The organism is Methylobacter sp. (assembly GCF_030680395.1).
Classification (GTDB): Bacteria; Pseudomonadota; Gammaproteobacteria; order Methylococcales; family Methylomonadaceae; genus Methylobacter_A.
In genome coordinates this window covers 48,464-72,939 of the sequence record NZ_JAUXVR010000021.1, presented here as the reverse complement: position 1 = coordinate 72,939, position 24,476 = coordinate 48,464, and the positions used below count along the sequence as shown (strand labels likewise).

At 45.5% G+C, this 24,476-nt stretch carries 20 protein-coding genes; 8 read left to right on the top strand and 12 right to left on the bottom strand.

Going from position 1 to position 24,476, the window contains the following annotated elements; translation table 11 throughout:
* Positions 1-105: 105 nt before the first annotated feature.
* The gene (gene sodB / locus Q8L79_RS08325; RefSeq protein WP_305269944.1) at positions 106-687 is read right to left on the bottom strand and encodes a superoxide dismutase [Fe]; all 582 of its coding nucleotides are present in this window, start codon (positions 685-687) and stop codon (positions 106-108) included.
* A 360-nt stretch (positions 688-1,047) separates the two neighbouring features.
* Here sodB and Q8L79_RS08320 point away from each other — a divergent pair, with 360 nt between their 5' ends.
* Entirely contained in the window at positions 1,048-1,938 is an 891-nt protein-coding gene (locus tag Q8L79_RS08320) for a phosphate-starvation-inducible PsiE family protein (RefSeq protein ID WP_305269943.1), read from the top strand.
* Positions 1,939-2,100: 162 nt separating this feature from the next.
* Here the strand turns inward: Q8L79_RS08320 and Q8L79_RS08315 are convergent, their stop codons facing one another.
* From Q8L79_RS08315 to Q8L79_RS08290, 6 genes are all read right to left on the bottom strand, one after another.
* On the bottom strand, positions 2,101-2,778 hold the full coding sequence (locus Q8L79_RS08315) for a sulfite oxidase heme-binding subunit YedZ (protein WP_305269941.1): 678 nt from the start codon (positions 2,776-2,778) through the stop codon (positions 2,101-2,103).
* On the bottom strand, positions 2,778-3,734 hold the full coding sequence (gene msrP, locus Q8L79_RS08310; protein WP_305269940.1) for a protein-methionine-sulfoxide reductase catalytic subunit MsrP: 957 nt from the start codon (positions 3,732-3,734) through the stop codon (positions 2,778-2,780). The genes Q8L79_RS08315 and msrP overlap by 1 nt, the downstream gene beginning before the upstream one ends.
* Positions 3,735-3,764: 30 nt before the next feature.
* Complete coding sequence (locus tag Q8L79_RS08305) at positions 3,765-4,595, bottom strand: sterol desaturase family protein (protein ID WP_305269939.1); 831 nt, start codon at positions 4,593-4,595, stop codon at positions 3,765-3,767.
* 43 nt (positions 4,596-4,638) lie between these two features.
* Positions 4,639-5,094 (bottom strand): PAS domain-containing protein, encoded by a 456-nt coding sequence (locus Q8L79_RS08300; protein ID WP_305269938.1) that lies wholly within the window; start codon positions 5,092-5,094, stop codon positions 4,639-4,641.
* Between the two features lie 43 nt (positions 5,095-5,137).
* Positions 5,138-5,620, bottom strand: coding sequence for an SRPBCC family protein (locus Q8L79_RS08295; RefSeq protein ID WP_305269937.1), 483 nt, complete (start codon positions 5,618-5,620; stop codon positions 5,138-5,140).
* Positions 5,621-5,893: 273 nt separating this feature from the next.
* On the bottom strand, positions 5,894-8,758 hold the full coding sequence (locus tag Q8L79_RS08290; RefSeq protein ID WP_305269936.1) for a response regulator: 2,865 nt from the start codon (positions 8,756-8,758) through the stop codon (positions 5,894-5,896).
* 260 nt (positions 8,759-9,018) lie between these two features.
* Here Q8L79_RS08290 and Q8L79_RS08285 point away from each other — a divergent pair, with 260 nt between their 5' ends.
* A complete protein-coding gene (locus Q8L79_RS08285) occupies positions 9,019-9,546 on the top strand; it encodes a DNA-deoxyinosine glycosylase (protein ID WP_305269935.1) in 528 nt (175 codons plus the stop codon).
* A 159-nt stretch (positions 9,547-9,705) separates the two neighbouring features.
* Here the strand turns inward: Q8L79_RS08285 and Q8L79_RS08280 are convergent, their stop codons facing one another.
* On the bottom strand, positions 9,706-9,936 hold the full coding sequence (locus Q8L79_RS08280; RefSeq protein WP_305269934.1) for a sulfurtransferase TusA family protein: 231 nt from the start codon (positions 9,934-9,936) through the stop codon (positions 9,706-9,708).
* Positions 9,937-10,018: 82 nt separating this feature from the next.
* On the opposite strand from Q8L79_RS08280, the gene cysG reads away from it, so the two are divergent.
* Together cysG and Q8L79_RS08270 are read left to right on the top strand one after the other, a co-directional pair.
* A complete protein-coding gene (cysG, locus tag Q8L79_RS08275) occupies positions 10,019-11,413 on the top strand; it encodes a siroheme synthase CysG (protein WP_305269933.1) in 1,395 nt (464 codons plus the stop codon).
* Positions 11,414-11,622: 209 nt separating this feature from the next.
* Entirely contained in the window at positions 11,623-11,961 is a 339-nt protein-coding gene (locus Q8L79_RS08270) for a cytochrome c (RefSeq protein ID WP_305269932.1), read from the top strand.
* A 78-nt stretch (positions 11,962-12,039) separates the two neighbouring features.
* On the opposite strand, the gene Q8L79_RS08265 is transcribed toward Q8L79_RS08270, so the two are convergent.
* The 4 genes from Q8L79_RS08265 to mobA form a co-directional block, all read right to left on the bottom strand.
* Positions 12,040-12,651, bottom strand: coding sequence for a hypothetical protein (locus Q8L79_RS08265; RefSeq protein WP_305269931.1), 612 nt, complete (start codon positions 12,649-12,651; stop codon positions 12,040-12,042).
* Between the two features lie 224 nt (positions 12,652-12,875).
* Positions 12,876-14,090: an argininosuccinate synthase gene (locus Q8L79_RS08260; RefSeq protein ID WP_305269930.1), complete on the bottom strand. Its 1,215-nt coding sequence runs from the start codon at positions 14,088-14,090 to the stop codon at positions 12,876-12,878.
* Positions 14,091-14,236: 146 nt separating this feature from the next.
* The gene (locus Q8L79_RS08255) at positions 14,237-17,896 is read right to left on the bottom strand and encodes an EAL domain-containing protein (protein ID WP_305269929.1); all 3,660 of its coding nucleotides are present in this window, start codon (positions 17,894-17,896) and stop codon (positions 14,237-14,239) included.
* A gap of 171 nt (positions 17,897-18,067) precedes the next feature.
* Positions 18,068-18,667 carry a molybdenum cofactor guanylyltransferase MobA gene (gene mobA / locus Q8L79_RS08250; protein ID WP_305269928.1) on the bottom strand — a complete coding sequence of 200 codons (600 nt, stop codon included), beginning with the start codon at positions 18,665-18,667 and terminating at the stop codon, positions 18,068-18,070.
* 131 nt (positions 18,668-18,798) lie between these two features.
* Between mobA and Q8L79_RS08245 the strand changes: the two genes are divergently transcribed.
* The 4 genes from Q8L79_RS08245 to fdhF all read left to right on the top strand — a co-directional run bounded on the left by Q8L79_RS08245 (position 18,799) and on the right by fdhF (position 24,466).
* A complete protein-coding gene (locus Q8L79_RS08245) occupies positions 18,799-19,197 on the top strand; it encodes a hypothetical protein (RefSeq protein ID WP_305269927.1) in 399 nt (132 codons plus the stop codon).
* A 370-nt stretch (positions 19,198-19,567) separates the two neighbouring features.
* The gene (locus tag Q8L79_RS08240) at positions 19,568-20,044 is read left to right on the top strand and encodes a formate dehydrogenase subunit gamma (RefSeq protein WP_305269926.1); all 477 of its coding nucleotides are present in this window, start codon (positions 19,568-19,570) and stop codon (positions 20,042-20,044) included.
* On the top strand, positions 20,041-21,594 hold the full coding sequence (locus Q8L79_RS08235) for an NADH-quinone oxidoreductase subunit NuoF (protein ID WP_305269925.1): 1,554 nt from the start codon (positions 20,041-20,043) through the stop codon (positions 21,592-21,594). The genes Q8L79_RS08240 and Q8L79_RS08235 overlap by 4 nt, the downstream gene beginning before the upstream one ends.
* 22 nt (positions 21,595-21,616) lie before the next feature.
* On the top strand, positions 21,617-24,466 hold the full coding sequence (fdhF, locus tag Q8L79_RS08230) for a formate dehydrogenase subunit alpha (RefSeq protein ID WP_305269924.1): 2,850 nt from the start codon (positions 21,617-21,619) through the stop codon (positions 24,464-24,466).
* Positions 24,467-24,476: the final 10 nt, after the last annotated feature.

Here is a 24,476-nt window from a genome sequence, read left to right as displayed (position 1 = left end):
TGATGTTGCGCAATAGGTAAAAAACCTCACTACCAAAGACAGCAAGAAAAAACAAGCCAAGCGTTCTTCGCAGTTGTTATAACTTACGCAATATCGGTTAAAAAATTAAGCTGAAAAGTTTTTTGCAGCAAAATCCCAGTTAACCAGCGCCCAAAATGCTTCCAGATAGGCCGGACGCGCATTACGGTAATCAATGTAATAAGCGTGTTCCCAAACATCGCAAGTCAACAAAGGCGTTTGACCGGTCGTTAACGGGCAGCCTGCATTACTGGTGCTAACCAACGCCAAACTACCGTCGGCATTTTTTACCAGCCAAGCCCAGCCTGAACCGAATGTGGTGACTGCGCATTTGGTAAATTCTTCTTTAAATTTTGCAAATGAACCGAAAGTTGTATTGATCGCATCGGCTAAAGCACCGGTAGGTTCGCCGCCCGCATTTGGCGCCAAGCTGTTCCAGTAAAAGGTGTGATTCCAGACTTGCGCAGCGTTATTAAAAATACCGCCGGAAGATTTTTGGATGATTTCTTCCAGCGACAAACCTTCAAACTCAGTTCCTGGAACCAGGTTATTCAGGTTTGTCACATAAGTTTGATGATGCTTACCATAATGATACTCCAAAGTTTCTGCAGAAATATGGGGTGCCAATGCATCTTGAGCATAAGGTAAAGCAGGAAGTTCGAAAGCCATGGGATTCTCCTAAATTAAAGTTGTTGTAAGATATTGTGTACAAACAGCCGGCAACAAAAATAAATACCAAGTGTTTTAATAAACATTTACTTTAGCATTGCTCGCCGATTAAATAAAGCGCTTAGCACAAGCAGGAAGAAGGCAAGTCGTTAAAACTGCTTATGCGGCACCCATGCTAACCTGCAAAAATGCCCAGCTTTTGGAGTCTTGATAGAAACTGTCACCCGATATGTTGAAAGCGACTACGCTTTATACCCCATTTAAATAATACTTTCAAAGTCTGGCCGCTTATACTGCTATTTACGAACCGCAGCCTACAAAATATATGCAAAATCAGTAATCACCTACGGAAAAGCCGCAATGATCAGACTGACTTACGCCAGTACCGCAATAACAGACTTTAGTCCGGAAAATTTGTTAGCGCTGTTAAAAACCTGCCGAGTAAATAACGCCGCCAAAAATATAACCGGGGTATTGCTTTATTCGCATGGCACTTTTTTTCAGGTATTGGAAGGCGACGAGACCGCCGTTGCCGCTACATTTGAAATCATAAAAAAAGATAAACGCCACAAAGACATAACCTTAATTGAAAAACTGCCGATAACGGAGCGGATATTTCCTTACTGGAGTATGGGCTTTGAAAAGCTGGAAGCCAAAGAGCTGAGTGAAATGGAAGGCTTTAACGACTTTTTTGAAAATGATTTAACACCTGTGGGACTTGCCTCTCATAAGCACATTATCGGGCCCTTATTGGCCCATCTACACAGTAAGCTGGTAAAACAAATCACCCTGGAGAACGCCGAACAACTACCTGCACAGCACGAAGAACTGCCTATACAGCACGAAGATCCGTTTATACAACTTCTGCACCGTGTCATACGTCTGGGGCTCAAATTTCTGGCTTTGCTGATGGTGATCGTTATTTTATTTGGCATTATGGATGTCGTTTATGTGATTTTCGAAAAAATCACCCAGCCGCCATTTATGCTGCTGACGATTAACGACATGTTGGAAACGTTTGGCGCTTTTTTGGCCGTGTTAATTGCCGTTGAAATTTTTCTGAATATTACGGTCTATATTAGAAGTGATGTGATCCCCGTAAACCTGGTGGTGGCTACCGCTTTAATGGCTATCTCCAGAAAAATTATTGTATTTGATTACAACGGCTTATCTGCAGAATATGTGAGTGCATCGGCGTTGGTTGTGATAGCGCTGGGCATTACTTACTGGCTAATTCAAAGCAAAGAATAAAATGCAGTATTGATATTGAAAGCTTTATTTTCTACGTCAATCGATTATTGATTCGTTTAGCCAAGCTTGGCCTGTGGATTTCCGGCTTCAATACAGGTTTTGGGCTGACATATTTTGATATATTTTGAAATAATTTAAATGTGTCCGGTTCGGCTCAGTCACTCAGCGCCGTTTACGAATCGCTTCCGGCATCACGTCTTGTTCATCCACCAAGGACAGCGCTCTTTGCCCCCTTGGAATCATCATTTTACTTAACTGGCGATTTTTAACCCAGACTAAAACCCGAAAACTCAGCAATAAAAATACTATTATTGAATAAAACAAAGGTTCAGCCAGGTTACCTTTGAGTTGCCAGAAATAATGAATAATTCCTGCAACCGCTGCCATATAAATATATCGATGAAGTTTTTTCCAGTTTTTACCCATGCGTTTTTTAGCCCATTTAGGCGAGGTAAGCGCTAATAAAAAAACAATAATGTAAGCCAATATTCCAAACCAAATATAAGGACTTTCAATAATATCAATACCGACCATACGCCACACCAGGGCATGATCTACAAGCAAATAGGCCAGTAAATGCAAGGTTGCATAAAAAAAAGCGTACAACCCGAGCAATTGCCGATAATCTGCCATGCCACGCCATTTTGTAATAGCCTGGATAGGCGTAATAGCCAGAGTCAAGCATAAAAAACGTAAGGACCAATCGCCTAAACGAATATGCAATGCTTGAATAGGATTTGCTCCTAAATTGTCGAAAGCAATATCAACAAACAGCCATAACAAGGGTAGTAAACAGACCGCTATAGATTTTGATCGCAAATTATTGACTTGCAAAATCATCAGAAAAAATGCCGTAAGTCCATATCGCGATAAAGTGAGGCTACTTGTTCACCATAGCCGTTAAATAATTCAGTTTGCCGACGCGAGGTAAAAAAACTGCTGCCTAATTGGCGCTCGCTGTTTTGACTCCAGCGCGGATGAGCAACTGCCGGGTTTACATTAGAATAAAAGCCATATTCATCAGGTGCGAATTGGCTCCAGGATGTTATTGGAGGTCTTTTTAATAACTCAATTTTTACGATCGCTTTAATGCTCTTAAAGCCGTATTTCCAAGGCACAACCAAACGTAACGGCGCGCCATTTTGCTTTGGCAGAACATCTCCATACATTCCGACAGCCAATATTGTCAAAGGATGCATGGCTTCATCAATGCGTAAACCTTCGACATAGGGCCATTCCAGCATCGCATTATTATGTTGTCTGGGCATTATTTCCGGCTGATGAACTGCGGTAAATTTTACAAAATTGGCAGTTGATAAAGGTTTAACCGTTTTTAATAGATTGCCTAGCGAAAAACCCACCCAAGGCACAACCATTGACCACGCTTCGACACAACGAAAACGATAGATATGCTCCTGAAGCGTCTGCTGACGTAAAATATCTTCCAAATAATAATTACCCGGCTTTTCCACCTCGCCACTTATCTCTATAGACCAGGGATCGGTACGTAACTTTTGCGCTAGACTCGTTGAGTCTTGTTTATTAAATGCAAACTCGTAATAATTTGTGTAATTTTTAATGAGTTCCGCAGGCGTAGGCGTTAAAAGATCAGTAGAAAAGTCACTTTTTGGCAAAGTCGCCCAAGCCGGGTTATGGTTATTCGCCAATGCCGGTGCAATACCGACTCCTGAAAACACCGTCGCCAGCATGGCTTTAATGATTTTTCGTCGCTCCTTAAAAATCAAAGGATCGGTAATTTCACTGGCAGGAATATCTTTTGTGGTTTTAATAATCATCGCTAAAGTTGCCTAATGGTTAATCAATACTTATTTTCTACCTTTAGGAATCCAGCTCAATAATTGCCGTACTTTAATTTCAGTAATAAATGCCAGCGAAAACAGTTGTATAAAATTTTCCGCTTCAATTAAATCCAAGCCGATATTTTCAGGAACCAGCTCTTTTCGAGTTCCGAAAATTCGATCCCAGATTGACAAAACGATGCCGTAGTTACTGTCGTGTTCTGTACGTAATGTGGAATGATGCGTTCGGTGTAGTGACGGGGTAATAATGACTTGCGAGATTGCTTCTTCGTTCGGAACATGAAGATTGGCATGATGGAAAAAAATAAAAAATAACTCGATAATCTCGATGGAGAGCACCAAATATGCATCGACACCAATAACCACAACAAATATGGATTTATAAATAATTTCCAGCAATAAATCGAAAACATGAAATCGAAACCCGGTGGAAACATTAAAGCTTTTATCGCTATGATGTACCTTATGAAACCGCCATAGAAACTCGAATTTGTGACTCGCCACATGCCAAATATAAATTGCCAAATCAAAAAAAGCAAAGGCCAGTAGCCATTTAACTAAGCCGTCATCCAAATCGGCTAATAACCCATAGGATGAGAATTGCTGCGCGACCAGGAATAATGACGATGCTCTTAATGCCGTCAAAATCAAGTTATTAACTAAAAATGCTGTGGTATTGGTGACGAATGATTCTTTATTAATCTTGTTAGAAAAGTTACGGTACGGTTTAATTTTTTCGAAGACTAGCAACAAAATAAAAGCGAGTATAGCAAGGCCGAATAATTCTTCATTAAAAAGTAAACCATCACTATTATTGGTATTTTCAGCTGCTTTCATAAACATACCTTCATGTTTTTACGCCATTATTATAAAAGCTTGTTTATTTGTTCGACATGGCCGTTAGTAAATCGTTTAATTCTTTAATTTCATTACTAGCGGTTATTTGTTCGGTTATATCGTACTGCACACCAAGATAATAAATAACCCGTTTTTTTCTATCCAATAAGGGCGTTATTTTTAAACGATTATGGAATAATGTTCCGTCTTTTTTATAATTGCGCAACGTTACTTCAAGCGCTTCATGATTTTTCATTGCTTCAGAAATTTGTTTACGCGCCGGCTGATCTCTATCATCGCCCTGAAGAAAACGGCAGTTATGACCGATGATTTCCTCTTGACTATAACCTGTTAACCGTTCAAAGGCTTTATTGGCATATATAATTGGCGAATCATCTAAATCCGGATCAGCTAAAGTTACACCGTTAACACATTCATCTAAAATAGCGGAAAGCACTTGCGGAATAAGTCCGCTATCTTTTTCAACAATAAAAGACATAATTAAACTCCAATGTTTATGATAATTACGAATCAACTAGATATTAATTGTTTTCAGCCGCAATTAAATTTTTGATATTTTCAACCGTATTTTCTGCGCCATCTTCAATGGCGGAACGTATCAGCTTTTCAAATGGGCGCATAAAAACTTCGATTTCCAATAAATCGAAGCGAAAAGTCAAGCGCGTTGATTGTGTTTGTTCACTGCTTTCCAATAAATAGCTGTGTTTATAGGGTTCAGTCAGGCCTTTAAAAATAAGTTTGATACAGGGTTGATAATCTGTAATTTCAAAAATAGATTGGACTTCTGCGCCGTTGTCTTTACGGGTTTGTTTTGCTTTAGCGCCAATAAATACCTCATTACCATCCAGGGGTTCGAACTCAACAACTTCTACAGACCATTTAGGATAGTTATCATAAAAATGCTCGCCAATATAAGAAAAAACGTCGTGAATCGGTTTATCGATCTCAATGCTTGCTTCACCCGAAACCGGTTTGGATAAATCAAATGAAAACTTAATTTGCATTGCAAAACCATTCCTTGCTGAGCTTATTACTCAACTTTATTGTTATCTTGTTTTAATCTACCAGTATAAAAATTAATTACAATTTTTATACAAATTAATTACTCACTTTCAGACAATTTCGATCAACAGAGCCTTTGATACTGGGTCAAATGAAGCAGCCATCCGTTCTCATCACGCGCCATAGTATTTCAATGCGGTTTCTGCTCCTAATAAATCCTTGTCCAAAACAGGGTCGAATACAGCTCCTTCTCCAATATGCGCAATGATCCGAAGCTATGTTGGCGTTATCTCTCGATCGTTAGACCTGTATAACTGCTCAATTGACTCAAGCACCCTGTTTTGCGCGCCCGCAAAGTCGGTTAATAATTCAGGCCCGTATTTCCATTGTTTATTAATAAGCGTCTGTTCCAACGCTTCTATACATACTTTCAATTCCGGCATGGCGAGATTGGCCGCCACGCCTTTCATTGCATGGAGAAATTTCAAAGCTGAATCAACATCGCCCGCTTGTAAAAAAGCATCCAAGCGGATCTGTGCATCGCTAAAGCTCCCATAAAATTTCAATAGCAAGTCATGTAGCAGCTGTACATTTCCCACAACATTTTTTAAAGCCTGCTGTACATCAATGCCGGGTAATAGTTCCGGCAGTAATGCTTGTCTTTGCCGGGTTGCTTTCGCCAAACCAGAACCCGGTGCCTTTCTCAATCCCGGCTTGATAAATTCAATTAAAATTCTCAATAATTCATCAACATCTATAGGCTTGGTCACATAGCCGTTCATACCTATTTGCAGGCATTTTTCCCTGACATCGTTCATCGCATGGGCCGTCATCGCAATAATCGGCAAATCATCAAATTGCGACTCAGAACGCATGATTCGTGTTGCCTCATAGCCATCCATGATCGGCATTTCCAAGTCCATTAATACCGCATCAAAATAGCTTGCTCGTATTTTTTGCACAGCATCCCGGCCATCCATTACGATAGTGACATCAAAACCTTCCTGCTCCAGTGTTTCTCTCGCAATCTGCTGATTAATAGGATTGTCTTCTACCAACAGCAACTTAGCGCCTTTAATTTGATTCAGCTTTTCGTTTTCGGTCCTCTTATGACAGGCTTGCGAAGACAGATATTCATCAACATTATTTTGGTTAAATGCCTCAACAACTGCACTGAACAGCGCCGACGAATGCACCGGCTTAATAAGAAAACCATCCAGATTAAGATCATTTGACCGCTGTACAATATCCTCCCTGCTATGCGTGGTTACTATAATAATGTGAGGAATACAGGTAATTTTAAGATTATTTTTAATATGCCGAGCAACCGAGATGCCGTCCATTTTGGATAAATTCCAGTCCATGAGCACAAGCCGATAAGGATCTTCATCGGAGGCATTTTCCAACATTTGAATAGCTTGCTCACCTGTATTGACAGGCGTCACTTGAAAAAAAAGAGTTTCCAAATGCAAGCATAAGACATCCCGCGATGTCTCGCTGCCATCCACCACTAATGCTTTTACGCCGCGAAAAGCATCGCGCGATGCCGCTCGTTTTTGACTTAACTCATAGGGTTGTCCGAAGATACCGGTAAATGTAAAAGTACTGCCCTTTCCTATTTCGCTGTTTACATTAATGGCACCGCCCATCATGTCCACCATCCGCTTGCAAATTGCCAGACCCAGACCTGTTCCGCCGTATTTACGGGTGGTAGATTTATCGGCTTGATTAAAGGATTGAAATAGTCCGCCTATTTGTTCTGTCGTCAAGCCTATGCCGGTGTCCTTAACAGAAAACTCAAGCATAATTTGATCCGCTCTTCCTGCTTGTTCGCCGCCGTCCGCTAATGCAATTTTAATAAAAATATCGCCGCCGTGGCCGGTAAATTTTACTGCGTTATTGACTAAGTTAAGCAATACCTGGCCCAACCTTAGCGGATCGCCTATCAAATCCAAAGGCGCGTCGTCGGCGGTAATAAAATGTATCTGTAGACCTTTTTCTTCCGCTTTTTCACTCATCAAACTGCAGAGATCATTCAGCACATCATCCAAATTAAATGTGATAGCCTCCAGCTCCAGTTTTCCGGCTTCAATTTTGGAAAAATCTAAAATATCGTTAATGATCCCGAGCAATGCACGCGAAGACACCTGAACTTTAGTCAAATAATCCTGCTGTTTTGCAGTCAGATCCGTATTTAAAGCTAGCCGGGTCATGCCGATGATTGCGTTCATCGGCGTTCGAATTTCATGACTCATCATCGAAAGAAATTCCGATTTGCTTTTATCAGCCGCAATGGCCTGATCTCGCGCCTCTGCCAATTCGGATGTGCGATTTCTTACGTTTTGCTCTAACGTCCGACTGTGTTCCTCAAGCTTATCGTAAGAAATCTTAAGATTCCGGGCCATTTGAGAAAATGCTGTCGTTAAAGCTCCGATTTCGCCATCCGGGTGATTTTTTTTAACATTGTCGCTGACCGCAAAGTTACCTTGAGCCAACTCATTTGCCAATCGAGTTAAGTGCATCAGCGGCCTGGAAAGACGTTCAGATACGAATAATACGATACAAGCGCCAATCAGGATAAAAACGGCCGCGGTTATTAATAACCGCGTTATCATTTCGTGGATTTGACGGGTACTCTCCTCTCGGGAACTGACGATCTCCTGATTAAGAAGATCCAGGGAGAAACCTAGTCGGAGAACGCCCCACGGCTTTGCACTCACTTGAATAGGCATGATAAATTCCATAAAGGGTTTACCGTTGCTTACATACTCATTAACCGTTGCAGTCTTTTGATCCGCCGCAAACAAGTCCTCTTTTTCGGATAAAACTCCCATCTCTAACTGCGGCTTTAGCGTGTGGATATACGCCCGGCCGGATGCTTCCATTAATATAATGTAATGAAGCTCCTTATTTTCCCGAACCGCTCCCCTTAACTGATCGGCAACCAGAGAAAGGTTAACTGAAGCGATGCCATTCTCAACTTGATCCGATAAACTATCAGATAGAATCTGCCCTCTATCGATCAACCTGCTTTTCATCAGCACAATACGTTTTTCCAACTCCTTTTCAAACACATCTTTTTGAAACTCAATTTGAACAAAGGTTAACAGCGTCAACAAGGCAATAATTAAACCTACCATCGTAATGAGAAGTTTTCTAAAAATACTTCGTTTAACCATTTTGTTTAAGCTCAAGATTGTTTGGGGGAATTTGTTTTGATTGCAGGGCGCTTACTTCTACCGGCATTATAAATCTAACTTTAAAAGCACCCTGTTTTATTAAATTATTTCGGTTATTCTGTTAGCCATTTGATAAATATTGAAGGCATGAAGCTTTATCTTGGCTTTTTTCTTGAACTTCCTGCTTTCGCGGTTTTATGCTTTAAACCCTGTACACCGAAATGACAAAAACACTTTTATTTTGCTTCGAACCAATCGCGGATTGTAATGCAGAGATATTAATTCTGGGCAGTATGCCGGGGCAGGAATCTTTGGCGGCAGGCCAGTACTACGCGAATCGCCGTAATGCCTTCTGGAAAATCATGGCCCAATTGCTTGAGTTTGCCCCGGACTCTTCATATGAGGCTCGGCTACAAGAACTGAAGACTGCTCACATCGCACTCTGGGATGTGTTGCAGTCCTGTACGCGAGTCGGTAGCTTGGACGCAAGAATTGACAACGGCTCCATTACTGTCAATGACTTTCAAAACTTCTTTCGTACGCATGACAAGATCCGTACGGTGTTCTTCAATGGGGCAAAGGCGGAGTCGGCGTACCGGCAGTATGTTTTGCCTACCGTCAGCACCGTTCCTGTCAGCTACATGCGTCTCCCATCGACCAGCCCGGCGCATGCCTCTCTTTCCTATGAACAAAAGTTTTATATATGGAGGACAGCGTTGAACTCTGTCGACCGGAATAAGCCTGTTTGAGCGACAGCAAAAAACTGGCATTTCCGGTAAACACCACCGGATTCGCAGGACAAATCTGTCTGGAACAGATTTGCATTTACCCGAAGGGCGTCAGACAGGATAGCCTGACGTGAAACGCCATCTCGCACTACGCACTTGGACGGCCTTATTCCGGCTACACTATTTCTTTTGGAAATAAAAAATCTGTTTATTGGATTCTTTTATCAATTGAATAATTTGATGCCCGGTCTGGTCGGCATAAACGCCAAAATCCAAATGTGCGGCTGGATCGGTTGCGATCACTTTGACGACATCGCCGCTGGACATGTCCATCAAGGCTTTTTTCAGACGCAACAAAGGTAATGGACAATTCAAACCGCTGGCATCTACTTCCAGGTTAAATTCGATCATAGGCTTATTTTAAGTTTTCTCAACTAAGTTTGGTGCGCTTATAATACCATTCTCTTTTAAATCCAAGAATCATCGTAACTAAATGGATTATTTCCCTGTATTTTTAAAGCTTAAAGACCAAGCTTGCCTGGTTGTTGGTGCGGGCGAAATCGCCGCCCGAAAAATTGAATTGTTAGCCCGAGCCGGAGCAAAAATCACGGTGATTGCCAAGGAGATAAGTCCCACGGTATTGAGCCTGCAAGCGACTTATAACTTAACGTTATTACAACGGTCATTCGCCCCGACCGATCTTGGCGAATTCAGGCTAGTAGTATCGGCAACCGATAATACGGAGACCAATTGCCTGGTTTCCAAAACGGCGACAGAACAAAACATCCCTGTCAATGTGGTCGATAATCCCGAGCTTTGCAGCTTCATTTTTCCGGCCATTATAGACCGATCACCGATTATTGCCGCTGTGTCCTCCGGCGGCGCTGCACCGGTGTTGGCCCGCTTGCTCAGGGCTAAAATAGAAACAGTGATTCCTCCCGCTTATGGTCGACTTGCAGGCCTGGCTGATAAGTTCAGGGACAAGGTCAAGCAGCATATCAAACAACCGGCTCAACGCAGAATTTTCTGGGAGAACGTCTTGCAGGGTTCTGTCGCTGAGCTGGTCTTCTCCGGCAAGGAACAGGAGGCCGAACAGCAATTGCAGCAAATCCTGCTCAAGCAAAAAGAAAACACTAACTTCGGCGAAGTCTATCTGGTTGGCGCAGGCCCCGGTGCACCCGACTTATTAACTTTTCGCGCACTGCGATTGATGCAACAGGCCGATGTGGTCGTTTATGACCGACTGGTTTCACCGGAGATTCTCGATTTGACACGTCGGGATGCAGAAAAGATTTATGTCGGTAAACAACGGCAATATCATGCCCTGCCTCAAGAATCCATTAATACCCTGCTCGCTGATTTAGCTAAAGCAGGAAAACGGGTGGTACGATTAAAAGGCGGCGATCCATTCATATTCGGCCGCGGCGGCGAAGAAATTGAAACCTTGATGCAGCAAGGCATTAATTTCCAGGTCGTTCCCGGCATTACCGCCGCGTCCGGCTGCGCAACCTACTCGGGCATACCGCTGACCCATCGGGATCATGCGCAATCCTGCACCTTTGTCACCGGACACCTGAAGGATAATTCCGTCAATTTAAACTGGATGCAACTTGCAGCACCGAATCAAACCATCGTTATCTATATGGGACTGGCCGGTCTGGAAAAAATCTGCCAGTCTTTGATTGCGCACGGCAGTCCCAAAGACTTACCGATTGCCCTTGTGCAGCAAGGCACCACAACCAACCAGCGGGTGATTACCGGAACCTTGGAAACACTGCCGGACAAGGTTGCCGGTCAGGACATCAAGCCGCCCACCCTGATCATTATAGGCACGGTCGTGTCGCTGCATGACAAGCTGAACTGGTTTCAGACATCTCAGTCTGATTAAGGTTATGATGCTTAATTAACTTGACGACTGACCAAACGATTCAGTTATTATTCATAGCCATTGTTGATAATATTATTCAGGGAAAATAAATAAAACAATTGAATTTTACTGTCAAATTCCCTATGCTTTACGGGTTTGACTTTTAATCGAACTGTTTTTTTTCAAAAATAAACAACAGTTCTTTTTTACTACCACGAGGAGAGATCAACATGAAAAAAACATTAGGTACATTAGCGGGTATCGCTTTAATCACTTTAAGCGGACAAGTATTTGCTGACGAAGCCACTGATGTCGGTAAGAAAATTTATGAACGCGCTTTCGGTCGCGGTTGCGGCACTTGCCATGATATCGCTTCAAATCCACAGTTAACTACTTTAATTAAAGGCGGCCAACTGGACAGAGCGAAATTCGAAACCGTTCTTAAAGAAGGCAAAGGCGGCATGCCTAAAGCCATCGCTGAGATCATGAAAAATCCGGCTGTCGTTAAAGCTGGATACGGCGAAGATCAAGCTGTTGACGCTTTGTACAAATATCTGGGCGGCAACTAATCCCTGATTGGTAAACATAAAAAAGCCGCCCCAGTCTACGACTGGGGCGGCTTTTTTTATGTTCAAAAAGACTGAAAACTAATCCTTACCCAAATAACTTGTTTTGGTTTCTTTATAAGGTAATCGGTTGCGATTTTTAATCCAGATACCCGCAACTGCCGCCAGCATTAATCCGCAAGAAGCAATAGTCAAATAGATCAGACGCTTTAATTGCGACATTTCCTGCATTAGCTGCTCATTAGAAACAACCATTTTTCCTTTCTTGGCGGGCTCGGAATAAGAGCGGAGAACTTTCAGGTCATTTTTCAGATCTTCTATCGTGCCTATAGAGCTGGAAACCGAGCCTACCCGAATACTTTCTTCCAATGCGTTTAATTTATTTTCAATTGAACCGCTGACCAAGCCGACCAGCTGTCCTTTCAGAGCGTTAACTTCCGCTGAAAATACGGGATTCATCTCAGCCGCATAAGTTTCGGTAGCCGTGACGTTTTTATAGCGCGTTAAGAAGCTGTCGGTTGGAAACAATAAAAAGCCCCCTATCAAAACGACAACCATCAAGGAACAGATTATAGTCAGCAACAATCTGTTAACTTTTGTTAATGCATGATGCGAAGGTATTCTTTGCAGAACCGTAGAGGAGCTGCCGGGCAATGCCTCTACTACTGAATTTATCTTATCTATATCGCTCATTAATTACGCCCTCTCGAACCAGGAACCTATGGCAACCAACCATCCTGACCGAACAATTATTATTTTTATAACAAACCATGTCGGCAGTAGTGCTACCTAGCTCGCGATTATACAAGTTTAATGTACAACTTCTGCATTTTATTTAAATACATTCCGGATATAAAACAGACAACATAGTGCAAACAAGGCAGCATAAAACCCCCAACTCTATGCTGCCTATAACATTAGCTTAATCGCTTGGCAGCGGCTATTCTCATTCTCAGTGCATTTAATTTGATAAAGCCTTCGGCATCTTTTTGATTATATGCGCCGCCATCATCTTCAAACGTCGCAATACTTTCATCAAACAGACTGTCGGTATCGGAAGCGCGACCGACAACGACTACATTGCCCTTATAAAGCTTAAGCCTGACTTTACCGTTAACGTTCGCCTGAGACGCATCTATCATGGTTTGCATCATTTCTCGCTCAGGACTCCACCAGTAACCGTTATAGATTAAAGACGCATAGCGCGGCATGAGTTCATCCTTTAAATGCGCCACTTCCCTGTCCAGCGTTAACGACTCAATCGCACGATGCGCTTTGAGCATCACCGTGCCGGCCGGTGTTTCATAACAGCCGCGCGATTTCATGCCGACATAGCGATTTTCCACAATATCCAATCGACCGATACCATTGCTGCCTGCAACTTTGTTTAACTGTTCCAGAACTGTCGCAGGTGTGCAAGGTACATCATCAATGGCGACAATATCACCCTGACGGTAAGTCAGCTCAATGTAAGTCGCTTGGTCGGGCGCAGATTCAGGTGAAACAGTCCAGCGCCACATATCCTCTTCAGGCTCGGCCCAAGGATCTTCCAGAATCCGGCCTTCATAAGAAATATGCAGTAAGTTGGCATCCATCGAATAGGGCGACGTTTTACCTTTTTTCATTTCCACCGGAATATTATGTTTTTCAGCATAAGCCAGCAGCGTTTGACGAGAAGTTAAATCCCATTCCCGCCAAGGGGCAATCACCTTTATATCGGGACGCAATGCGTAAGCGCCCAGCTCAAAACGCACTTGGTCGTTACCTTTGCCGGTCGCGCCGTGAGAAATGGCATTCGCACCGGTTTCATTGGCGATTTCGATGAGCCGCTTGGCGATTAAAGGACGGGCAATGGATGTGCCCAGCAAATATTCACCTTCGTAAACCGTATTGGCACGAAACATCGGAAAAACATAATCGCGCGCAAAGTCCTCGCGCAAATCTTCAATATAAATGTCTTTAATGCCCATCGCTTGTGCTTTGGCTCGTGCGGGCTCCACTTCTTCGCCCTGCCCCAAATCAGCTGTAAAGGTAACGACTTCACAAGCATAAACATCCTGTAACCACTTAAGAATAACGGAAGTATCCAGACCTCCGGAATAAGCCAATACAACTTTATTGATTTCCGACATAACACCTATACCCTGAGTTAAAAATGTTGCAAATTATACCCGAAAATACAAGTTTCGGCAGCAACACACGCGTGATTAAAAGCACAAGGAGTTGATAGCAACATGATGCAAAAAATTTTGCATTAACAATCTGCGTCTTATTCTGACTATTGCTCTAACAGCAACTTAACAAACTCGTCAGCCGGCACCGGTTTGCTTTTAAGATAGCCTTGGTAAGCGTCGCAGCCTTTGTCCTGCAAGAATGCCAATTGCTCAACCGTCTCCACGCCTTCCGCCAGGACTTTAAAACCCAGCATATGCCCCATAGCAATAATAGTGGCGGCAATTTCCATATCGTCTTGAATATGCGGAATATCATCGATAAAGCTCTTGTCTATTTTCAACGAGTCCAAAGGAAAATGTTTGAGATAGGCCAATGACGAATAACCGGTACCAAAGTCATCAATAGCAAAACGCACCCCTAGGGCACGTAGATTATTCAGGAGCTCCATAACCTTATTTTGACTTTCCATCAGCCCGCTCTCAGTCATTTCCAGCTCCAGTTGCTCTGCCGGAAAACCGGTTTCACTCAACACTGTTGTAACCAATGCACCAATGTCAGATCGGCGGAATTGGTGAGCGGATACATTGACTGCCAAGGTTAACGGCGGCAAGCCCGCATCCAGCCATTGCCTGCCCTGGCGACAGGTTTCCCGTAATACCCATGCGCCAATCTCCAAAATCAGCCCTGTTTCTTCGGCAAGGGGAATAAAGTGAACGGGCGCAATCAACCCCTCAGTCGGATCCAGCCAGCGCACTAACGCTTCTGCACCGATAATGCGACCTGTGACAATATCAACCTGCGGTTGGTAGAAAATTCGCAACTCCTGCTGTTCAATGGCTTTGCGTAAGCGGGCTTCCAGCGCGATGCGCTGACGGGCAGCCAACGTCAAGCCTTCTGAATAATAGGCAAAACAACCACGCCCTTCGGCTTTGGCTTTACTCAGCGCCGCATCGGCATAACTTATCAAGGTGTCGGGACTGTCGCCATGCTGAGGATATAGACTGATGCCAATGCTGGCGGTAATATGTATTTCATCGCCTTGACTTAAATAGAAAGGCTTGCTCAAAATTGCGATAATCTGTTCAGCCACCCGTGCGGCATCTTCCGTGTGCGTAATGTCTTCCAACAGCATGATAAACTCATCGCCACCCAGATGGGCAAGCAAGTCCACCTTACGCAATCTGGCAACTATGTCGACTTTACGCAACCGGGTCGCTATTCTTGTAGCGACTTGTTGCAGCAGTTCGTCACCGGCCAGATATCCCAGACTGTCATTAATCACTTTGAATCGATCCAAATCCAGCATCATCAACGCAAGTTGTTTGCCGTCACGTCGCTCCACTTCGATGCTGTGTTTCAATCGCTCCAGCAGCAAACGACGGTTAGGTAACTTGGTAAGCGGGTCATAAAAAACCAGATCGTGAATGGTTTCCTCCGCCTTTTTGTGTTGAGACATGTCATTAAAAGTCCCAACGTAATTAACCACATTACCCTCGGCATTGGTCACAGCGGTAATGGTAATTCGTTCGGGATAGACATCGCCGCACTTGCGTCGGTTCCAGATTTCAGATTGCCAGTAGCCGTCACGAGCCAAACTTTCCCACATGGCTTGATAAAACTGCGCATCCTGATAACCGGACTTGAGCAATGCGGGCGTCTGACCGACGGCTTCTTCGGCGCTGTACCCGGTGATCCTGATAAACGCCTGATTGACTCTGAGAATAATCTGATTGGTATCGGTAATCATCATGGCCTCCTGAGTCTCGAAGGCGATAGCGGCAATGCGAAGATCGACTTCAGCCTGTTTGCGCTCGGTTATGTCACGGATGATAGCGGTGACGAACCAACCTTCAGAAGCCTCCCACTTTGCCAGTGAAAGCTCCAATGGAAATTCGCTCCCATCCTTACGCAGCCCGGATAATTCGACTGTTTTGCCGTTAATGTGCGACACTCCGCCGGATAACACCCGATTCATACCGGCAAGATGCCGGTCGAAGTATCGTTGCGGCATCAGTAGCATCAACGACTGTCCGACAACCTCGGCTTCCGTATAACCAAAGATAGTCTCAGCGCCTCGGTTCCAACCCGTAATATTTCCTGCATTATTTGCTGTAATAATGGCATCGTTGGCGGAATAGGCCACCGCCCGATATCGCGCCTCGCGCTCCAGCAACGTTTGCTCCGCCTTCTTGCGCTCATTGATGTCATATAACACAACCAGATGAACACTCCCCAATGACTGCTTGATGGTCGAGGCATTCGCCAGCACGGTTTTAGTCGATCCGCTATGACACTGTATATTGAGCTCGACAGGATTAAATTGACTGTCATCCTGCAAGACTGCTTCAAGTGTTGTTTGCCATGTAGCAGCCATCCATTTCCGGTATTCAGGATCCGGGCTTACCTTTGCCCACCAATCAGTCAAGGTTGGAATATCCTCTAACGTATAGCCGAAAGTTTGAATAAACGCAGGATTCAGGAATGTGATGTTGTGCTGGTCATCATTCAGCACCATGGGAACCGGGGAAGCATCAATGATTGAGCGTAGCCTTGTTTCACTGGCCTTGTCTTCAAGACTGGCGGCAAGCAGCGCATTAAAACCATCGGCCATTTCGTTGAAGCTGTCGCCAACCTGACGCAGTTCGTCGCGCGTATCCAGATTAATACGTTCGCGTATATCACCGCCGGCGAACACGCGCGCCGAACGGGTCAGCGACTGAATACTGCCGATCATGGCGTAATAAATGCCTATCAGAAAATAGTGCACCACCAGTAACAACAGGACGGCAATACCTATACTGACGTACAATTTATTTTTTGTATGTTGAATGCGCGCAGTAATCAACGCTTCCGTCTTTGGTAGCAAGGTCTGGTCCATCTGCCGGTAACCTTTGTTGACAGCGGCCGTGGCCATCTTAAAGAAGTCTTCAGGAGGCGTGACAAAATGCTCGGTGATAATATCCGACTGCACAAGATCGACAATCTGACGCGCCGAATCGACTATATCTTTGGTTGCGGCCAGTAACGGATTTTGTATTTCAGGATTGAATTGACCTGTCTTCTCAAGATTGATCGCAAGAAACTTAAGCGCATGACGAAGTTCGGCAATCAGGGCAATCATCTCGGCTTGCTGATAGGCCGAGATTTGCTTTTGGGTCAAAATGCCGGTGCCGAAGGCGCGTATCCGTCCGAGCCTCTCAAGTGCCAGCGGCAGTTTGTTGACGGTCGTATCGATCAGGTAAAACGCATCGATATCCGCGTCAAAGGTCAGCGCATAGTCATCAGCGACACGCACCTCAAATACCAGCATCCGGTCGATCAAGTCAGTATGTGCGGCGAAATTTTCAGCCACCGCCCAGAGGGGCCAACCTTTTTGTAAACTATTCCAATCGGCTTTAAGTCGCACCCAGTCTTCACTCAAAACCAAGTCGACAGACAGGCGCTGTTCTATCGAGTCAAAAGCCGCAGCTGTTTCAATTCCCTTAGTATCGCATTGATTGCGCATCGCTACATTGCCGCCGAGAACACCTGTCGACAGCCCACGATGCTGTTGCATAAATTGCACGGCGCTGGAAATGGGCTTGATCAATTCAAGGCCTTCCAATTGCCGCTGCGAGGTACGGGCAACTTGATTAAGGCTTGCATAAAGACTGTACATGACCACGGTAATCGCGATGAGATATACCAGTCCCAGCACCATGAATTTTCTGGTGTAATCCAGCCGGTTCATCAGGGCAATAGCTGGGAAAAACAGCTTATTCATAGTTCTTTATTTCCTTAATTCACGACATCTGAACATGATATGGCGGCAAAAAGCCAAATCCATTGTAAACATGGGACTGATGACACATTCTTCCTGATTGATAATCCCGCTACTCTTTTAATTTAGTCGGTGAGGTGAGCGAATTTTTTATCGACTTAACGGCGTCCGATTCTAACTGAAACGTTTAGTTTCCTCCAGCACAGATAACTCCGTCATCGTATTAATATTACTGAACATTTCCGGCTCGTCACTAAAATCCGCCTGAACCCAGTTCTGCTGAGCCAGCCAAACCGCGACTTTACGTTGACCATCCGCTAAATAATCTTGCAGACTGGTTTGCAATGCGGTCTTTATCGCCAAAAAAACCGGATGCAAGCTTATTCCATCAAAGGCGATGGCAACATCGGCATTATTTTCCGCGCGGGTTAATAACAGTTTTTGTAAATGTTTCGTTTTAATTAACGGCGAATCACAAGGGATGACCACCAAGACATCGGCATCAGCATGAATCATTGCGGTTAGTATGCCGGCCAAAGGACCGTCAAAACTATCGGTTTGGTCGCTAATAACCGGCCACCCGAATTGCCGGTACAGATCAATATTTCGATTGGCATTTATAAATACACAATCGACAACGGGAGCCAACGCGGCTATCGCATAACTGACCATCGGGCGGCCTTTAAACTTCACCAGGCCTTTATCCTGATTATCCATGCGCCGGGCACGGCCACCGGCAAGAATCACGCCTGCTACTTTTGTTTGACTGTTCATAATGGTAAGCTTTGAATATCGTAGATAAGGGTCAAAATCGCTCAATCGACAGGCTATTCTCGCAAGCCTGTTGTTTATTGCAAGCTACGCATACTTTTCACTTTCTGACTTATGGGAATAAAAAATCATCAATGAACATTAAATATACCCCTGCCATTTTCGGCCTTGCTTTAGTTGCCATTATTTCAGGCTGCGCCACAGCGCCGGAAAAACCGGCTGAACAAGCCGAGCCGGCGCCGTTTGTCAGCGACTACCCTACCCGCGACCGCGTTGAATATGTTTTAAATTGCGTTGCACAACATGGCGGCCTGACCTATATCACTCAATATGCCTGCGGTTGTAAAATTGACAAAATAGCTGAAAAACTGAGCTTCGCCGAATACGAAGCCGCAAAAACCTTTACTTATTTAACTAAAGGCCAAACCGGCGATGCCGGTGCGGCTCTGCGTGATCCGGCGCAATCCAAAGACTTAAGAAAACGGCTTAAGGAAGCGGAACAATATGCGGAAAAGAACTGTTTTGTGAAATAGCAAAGCACCGAAAGCACGCGCTTTAGGGCCGTATGGGCAGATGCAGCGTAGCGGTGATAAAAAGAGCGGCTTCGGCCGCCCTTAATACTGTTCAGCAAAAAATCCATCAAAAAACATCATCATATGAATCTATACGTGAACAGTGTATTACAGAAAAACAGACAACTCTTTTTAACGCACTGCGTTTAAAAAATATTCATTATAAATAGGTACATAACCGATACTTTCAAAACACTTACATTTTTTGTCCATTTTATAGCATTTTTACACCTAAAATATCTTGTGCTATGCTACCCGGCACACTTAAATATGCAACAGTCAGGAACAGCCGTTGTTTTAATCAGGATGGATTCTCCATATTGAGATGACCATGACAGAATCAGGCTCCACGCAACCCACCGTGCAAGAAATAATTGCCGCACTCAAAGACAAGCCCGGCGCACTTTTACCTATTCTGCATGGCATACAAGATGCCATGGGATATATCCCTGCCGAAAACGTTCCCGACATTGCAGCCGCGCTTAGTCTTTCTCGTGCCGAAGTACACGGCGTCATCAGCTTTTACCATTATTTCAGAGACACCCCGCCGGGCAAACAAACCATTCATCTTTGTCGTGCCGAATCCTGCCAAGCCATGGGCGGAAAACAACTGGAAGAGCATGTTAAAAGCAAACTGGGCATTGATTTTCATGAAACGACCGCAGACGGCAAATTCTCTCTGGAGCCTGTTTACTGTTTAGGCAACTGCGCGTGTTCGCCGGCCATGCAAATCGGCAAGGAAATTTACGGTCGCGTGTCGGAGGACAGTTTTGATGCGGTCATCAATAATACAGAGGCATCAGCATGAGTATCACTATTTATGTTCCATGCGATTCCAGCGCCGTTTCATTGGGCGCAGATCGCGTTGCTACGGCCATCGTTCAGGAAGCCGCAAAACGCGGCATTGACATTAAACTGGTCCGTAACGGTTCAAGAGGCATGTACTGGCTGGAACCGCTGGTTGAAGTGGCAACCGATAAAGGACGCGTAGCCTACGGCCCTGTTCAGCCCGGCGACGTGTCCGGTTTGTTCGATGCCGACTTTACGCAAGGTGGCGCACATGCGCTAGGCTTAGGCTTGACTGAAGAGCTTGATTACTTCAAAAAACAGCAACGTCTGACCTTTGCCCGCATCGGCAAAACAGATCCTGTCAGCTTGACTGATTATATCGACAATGACGGCTATCGCGGCTTGAAAAATGCGCTGGCTATGACTCAGGAGCAAATCGTCCAGGCGGTAACCGACTCAGGCTTACGCGGTCGCGGCGGCGCTGCCTTTCCAACTGGCATTAAATGGAAGACGGTGCTCAACACCGCATCGCTGCAAAAATATATTATCTGCAATGCCGATGAGGGTGATTCCGGCACATTTTCAGACCGCATGGTCATGGAAGGCGATCCGTTCGTATTGATCGAAGGCATGACGATTGCAGGTTTGGCCGTCGATGCGACACAAGGCTATATCTATCTGCGCATAGAATATCCTCACGCGTTCGAAGTCCTCAATGCCGCCATTGCAACCGCTTACAAGGAAGGTTACCTAGGTGACAATATCCAAGGCAGCGGCCTTACCTTTAACCTGGAAGTCAGACTGGGCGCAGGCGCGTATGTCTGCGGCGAAGAAACGTCGTTAATGGAGAGCCTGGAAGGAAAACGCGGCTTGGTACGCTTTAAACCGCCCTTACCAGCCATCAGCGGTTTGTTCGGCCAGCCCACTGTCGTCAACAATGTTATTTCTCTGGCTTCAGTGCCGGTTATCCTGGATAAAGGCGGCGATTATTACCGCGATTTCGGCATGGGACGCTCTCGCGGCACCTTGCCGGTGCAATTGGCCGGGAATATCAAGCGTCCCGGTTTGGTCGAACTGGGCTTTGGTTTAACCTTGCGCGAATTGCTTTATGATTTCGGCGGCGGCGCTGCTTCCGGCAGACCGATTCGGGCCGTTCAGGTAGGCGGCCCGCTCGGCGCTTATCTGCCCGAATCGCAATTTGACACTCCCCTGGATTATGAAGCCTTTGCCGCCATCTGGGCGGTAGTCGGTCATGGCGGCATAGTCGTTTTTGACGACACGGTCAATATGGCCGAAATGGCGCGCTATAGCATGGAATTTTGTAAAATCGAATCCTGCGGCAAATGCACACCTTGCCGCATCGGTTCCACCCGTGGCGTAGAAGTCATGGACGACATTATTAACGGTCGCAACCTCGACAAAAACATTCCTTTGTTACGTGATCTTTGCGACACCTTACTCAACGGCTCTCTCTGTGCATTAGGCGGTATGACGCCCTACCCTGTACTGAGTGCTTTAAATCATTTCCCGGAAGATTTCGGGATAAATGCAAAAGCTTCTGCCGCCTGATAATGATTTAGAGGAGATTACAATGTCGATCAATAAAGAAAAAGATTTTGGTACACCAGCCAGCACCAGCGAAAACATGGTTACGTTGCAAATTGATGGTTTTCAGGTCACGGCTCCGGCAGGAACCTCGGTCATGCGAGCGGCAGCAAGCATTGGTATTGAAATACCCAAATTATGCGCAACCGACAGCATTGAACCGTTTGGTTCGTGTCGATTATGCGTAGTGCAAATAGAAGGCGGCAGAGGCATGCCGGCATCATGCACGACGCCGGTCGCGGAAGGTTTAAAAATTGTTACCCAGAATAAAAAACTGGCCGATGTGCGACGCGGTATCATGGAACTGTATATTTCCGATCACCCGCTGGACTGCTTGACCTGTTCAGCCAATGGCGATTGTGAACTACAGGATATGGCAGGCGCCGTTGGTTTGCGTGAAGTGCGTTACAACCCGATTGAAACGCATCTGGATGCAGTTAAAGACGAAAGCAATCCATACTTCAGCTTCGACCCCAGCAAATGCATCGTGTGCTCGCGTTGCGTGAGAGCCTGCGAAGAGACCCAAGGCACATTTGCGTTAACTATTGACGGTCGCGGCTTTGATTCCAAAGTATCGCCCAGCCAGAATCAGTCTTTCATGGATTCGGAATGCGTGTCCTGCGGCGCTTGCGTACAAGCCTGCCCAACCGCAACCCTGATGGAAAAATCGGTAATCGACAACGGTCAGCCTGAACATGCGATCGTAACAACCTGTGCTTACTGCGGCGTCGGCTGTTCATTCAGGGCGGAAATGAAAGGCGAACAAGTCATCCGCATGGTGCCCAACAAAGACGGCAAGGCCAATCACGGCCATTCCTGCGTCAAGGGCCGCTTTGCGTTTGGTTATGCCACCCATAAAGACCGCATCACCAAACCCATGATCCGCGCCAGCATTAAAGATGCATGGAAGGAAGTCAGCTGGGAAGAAGCCATTAATCATGCTGCGTCGGAATTAAAACGCATTCAGGCAAAATACGGTAAAGACTCCATCGGCGGCATTACCTCTTCTCGTTGCACCAACGAAGAAGTCTACATCATGCAAAAACTGATTCGCGCCGGTTTTGGTAACAACAATGTCGATACCTGTGCGCGGGTTTGTCATTCGCCGACCGGTTACGGATTGAAACAAACCTTTGGCGAATCATCCGGCACACAGGATTTCGACTCGGTTATGGAAGCCGATGTCATTATGGTGATTGGCGCCAATCCTACCGACGGACACCCTGTATTCGGTTCGCAAATGAAAAAACGCCTGCGTCAGAGCGCAAAGCTGATCGTGATTGATCCGCGTGAAATTGACCTGATCAAAGCCCCGCATGTTAAAGCCAGCCATCATCTGAAACTGCGCCCCAGCACTAATGTCGCCTTGATCAATGCGCTCGGGCATGTCGTTGTCACCGAAAACCTGCTTGACGAAGCCTTTGTTAATGAGCGTTGCGATGTAGCCTCTTTCGCAAAATGGAAAACCTTTGTTGCGCAGGAACATAATTCACCGGAAGCTTCCGAATCCATTACCGGTGTTCCAGCCGCTGAGCTTAGAGCCGCCGCACGGCTTTACGCCACGGCCGACAATGCAGCTATTTATTACGGTTTAGGGGTAACGGAACACAGTCAAGGCTCCACCATGGTCATCGGCATTGCCAATCTGGCTATGGCAACCGGCAATTTAGGTCACGAAGGTGCCGGCGTTAACCCCTTACGGGGACAAAATAACGTGCAGGGTTCTTGTGACATGGGTTCATTTCCCCATGAGTTTCCAGGTTACCGCCATGTATCCGATCCTGCAACGCACCAGCTGTTTGAAAAAGCCTGGAATGCCGAATTGAATGCAGAACCCGGCTTGCGTATTCCGAATATGTTTGATGCGGCACTAGACAAAAGTTTTATGGGACTGTACTGCGAGGGTGAGGATATTGCTCAATCCGACCCGGACATTAAACATGTTCATGCTGCGTTACGGGCCATGGAATGCGTGATAGTCCAGGATATATTCCTCAACGAAACCGCTAAATTTGCTCACGTTTTCTTCCCTGGTTCATCCTTCCTCGAAAAAAACGGTACGTTTACCAATGCCGAGCGCCGTATTTCACCGGTGCGCAAAGTGATGTCGCCATTAGCGGGTTATCAGGATTGGGAAGTCACTCAAATGCTGTCGAATGCCATGGGTTACCCAATGAATTACAGCCATCCATCAGAAATCATGGATGAAATAGCACAGCTTACGCCTAGTTTTAAGGGGGTTAGTTATGAAAAGATTGACCGCCTCGGCAGCGTGCAATGGCCTTGTAATGACGAAGCGCCGGAAGGCACACCGATTATGCACACCGAGCATTTCCTGCGCGATAACGGCAAGGGCTTGTTCATGCTGACCGAATTTGTTCAAACGGCAGAACGCGTAACCGGCAAATATCCGCTAATCCTGACCACCGGGCGTATTTTGTCGCAATACAATGTCGGCGCGCAAACGCGTCGCACTGAAAATGTCGCGTGGCATTCGGAAGATCGTCTGGAAATTCATCCGCATGATGCCGAAGATCGTGGCGTAAAAACCGGCGACTGGGTTGGCATTAAAAGCCGCGCCGGTGAGACTGTGTTACGTGCTTTGGTTAGCGACCGTGTACAGCCTGGCGTTGTCTATACCACGTTCCATTTTCCTGAATCGGGCGCCAACGTCATCACCACCGATAATTCCGATTGGGCGACCAACTGCCCGGAATACAAAGTGACTGCGGTGCAAATCACCAAAGTCAGTCAGCCTTCGGAATGGCAGCAGGAATACAGCGCGTTTTCAGAAAAGCAGCTCGATTTGCTGGAGCAAGGAATGAGCCATGACTAACGGCAGCACC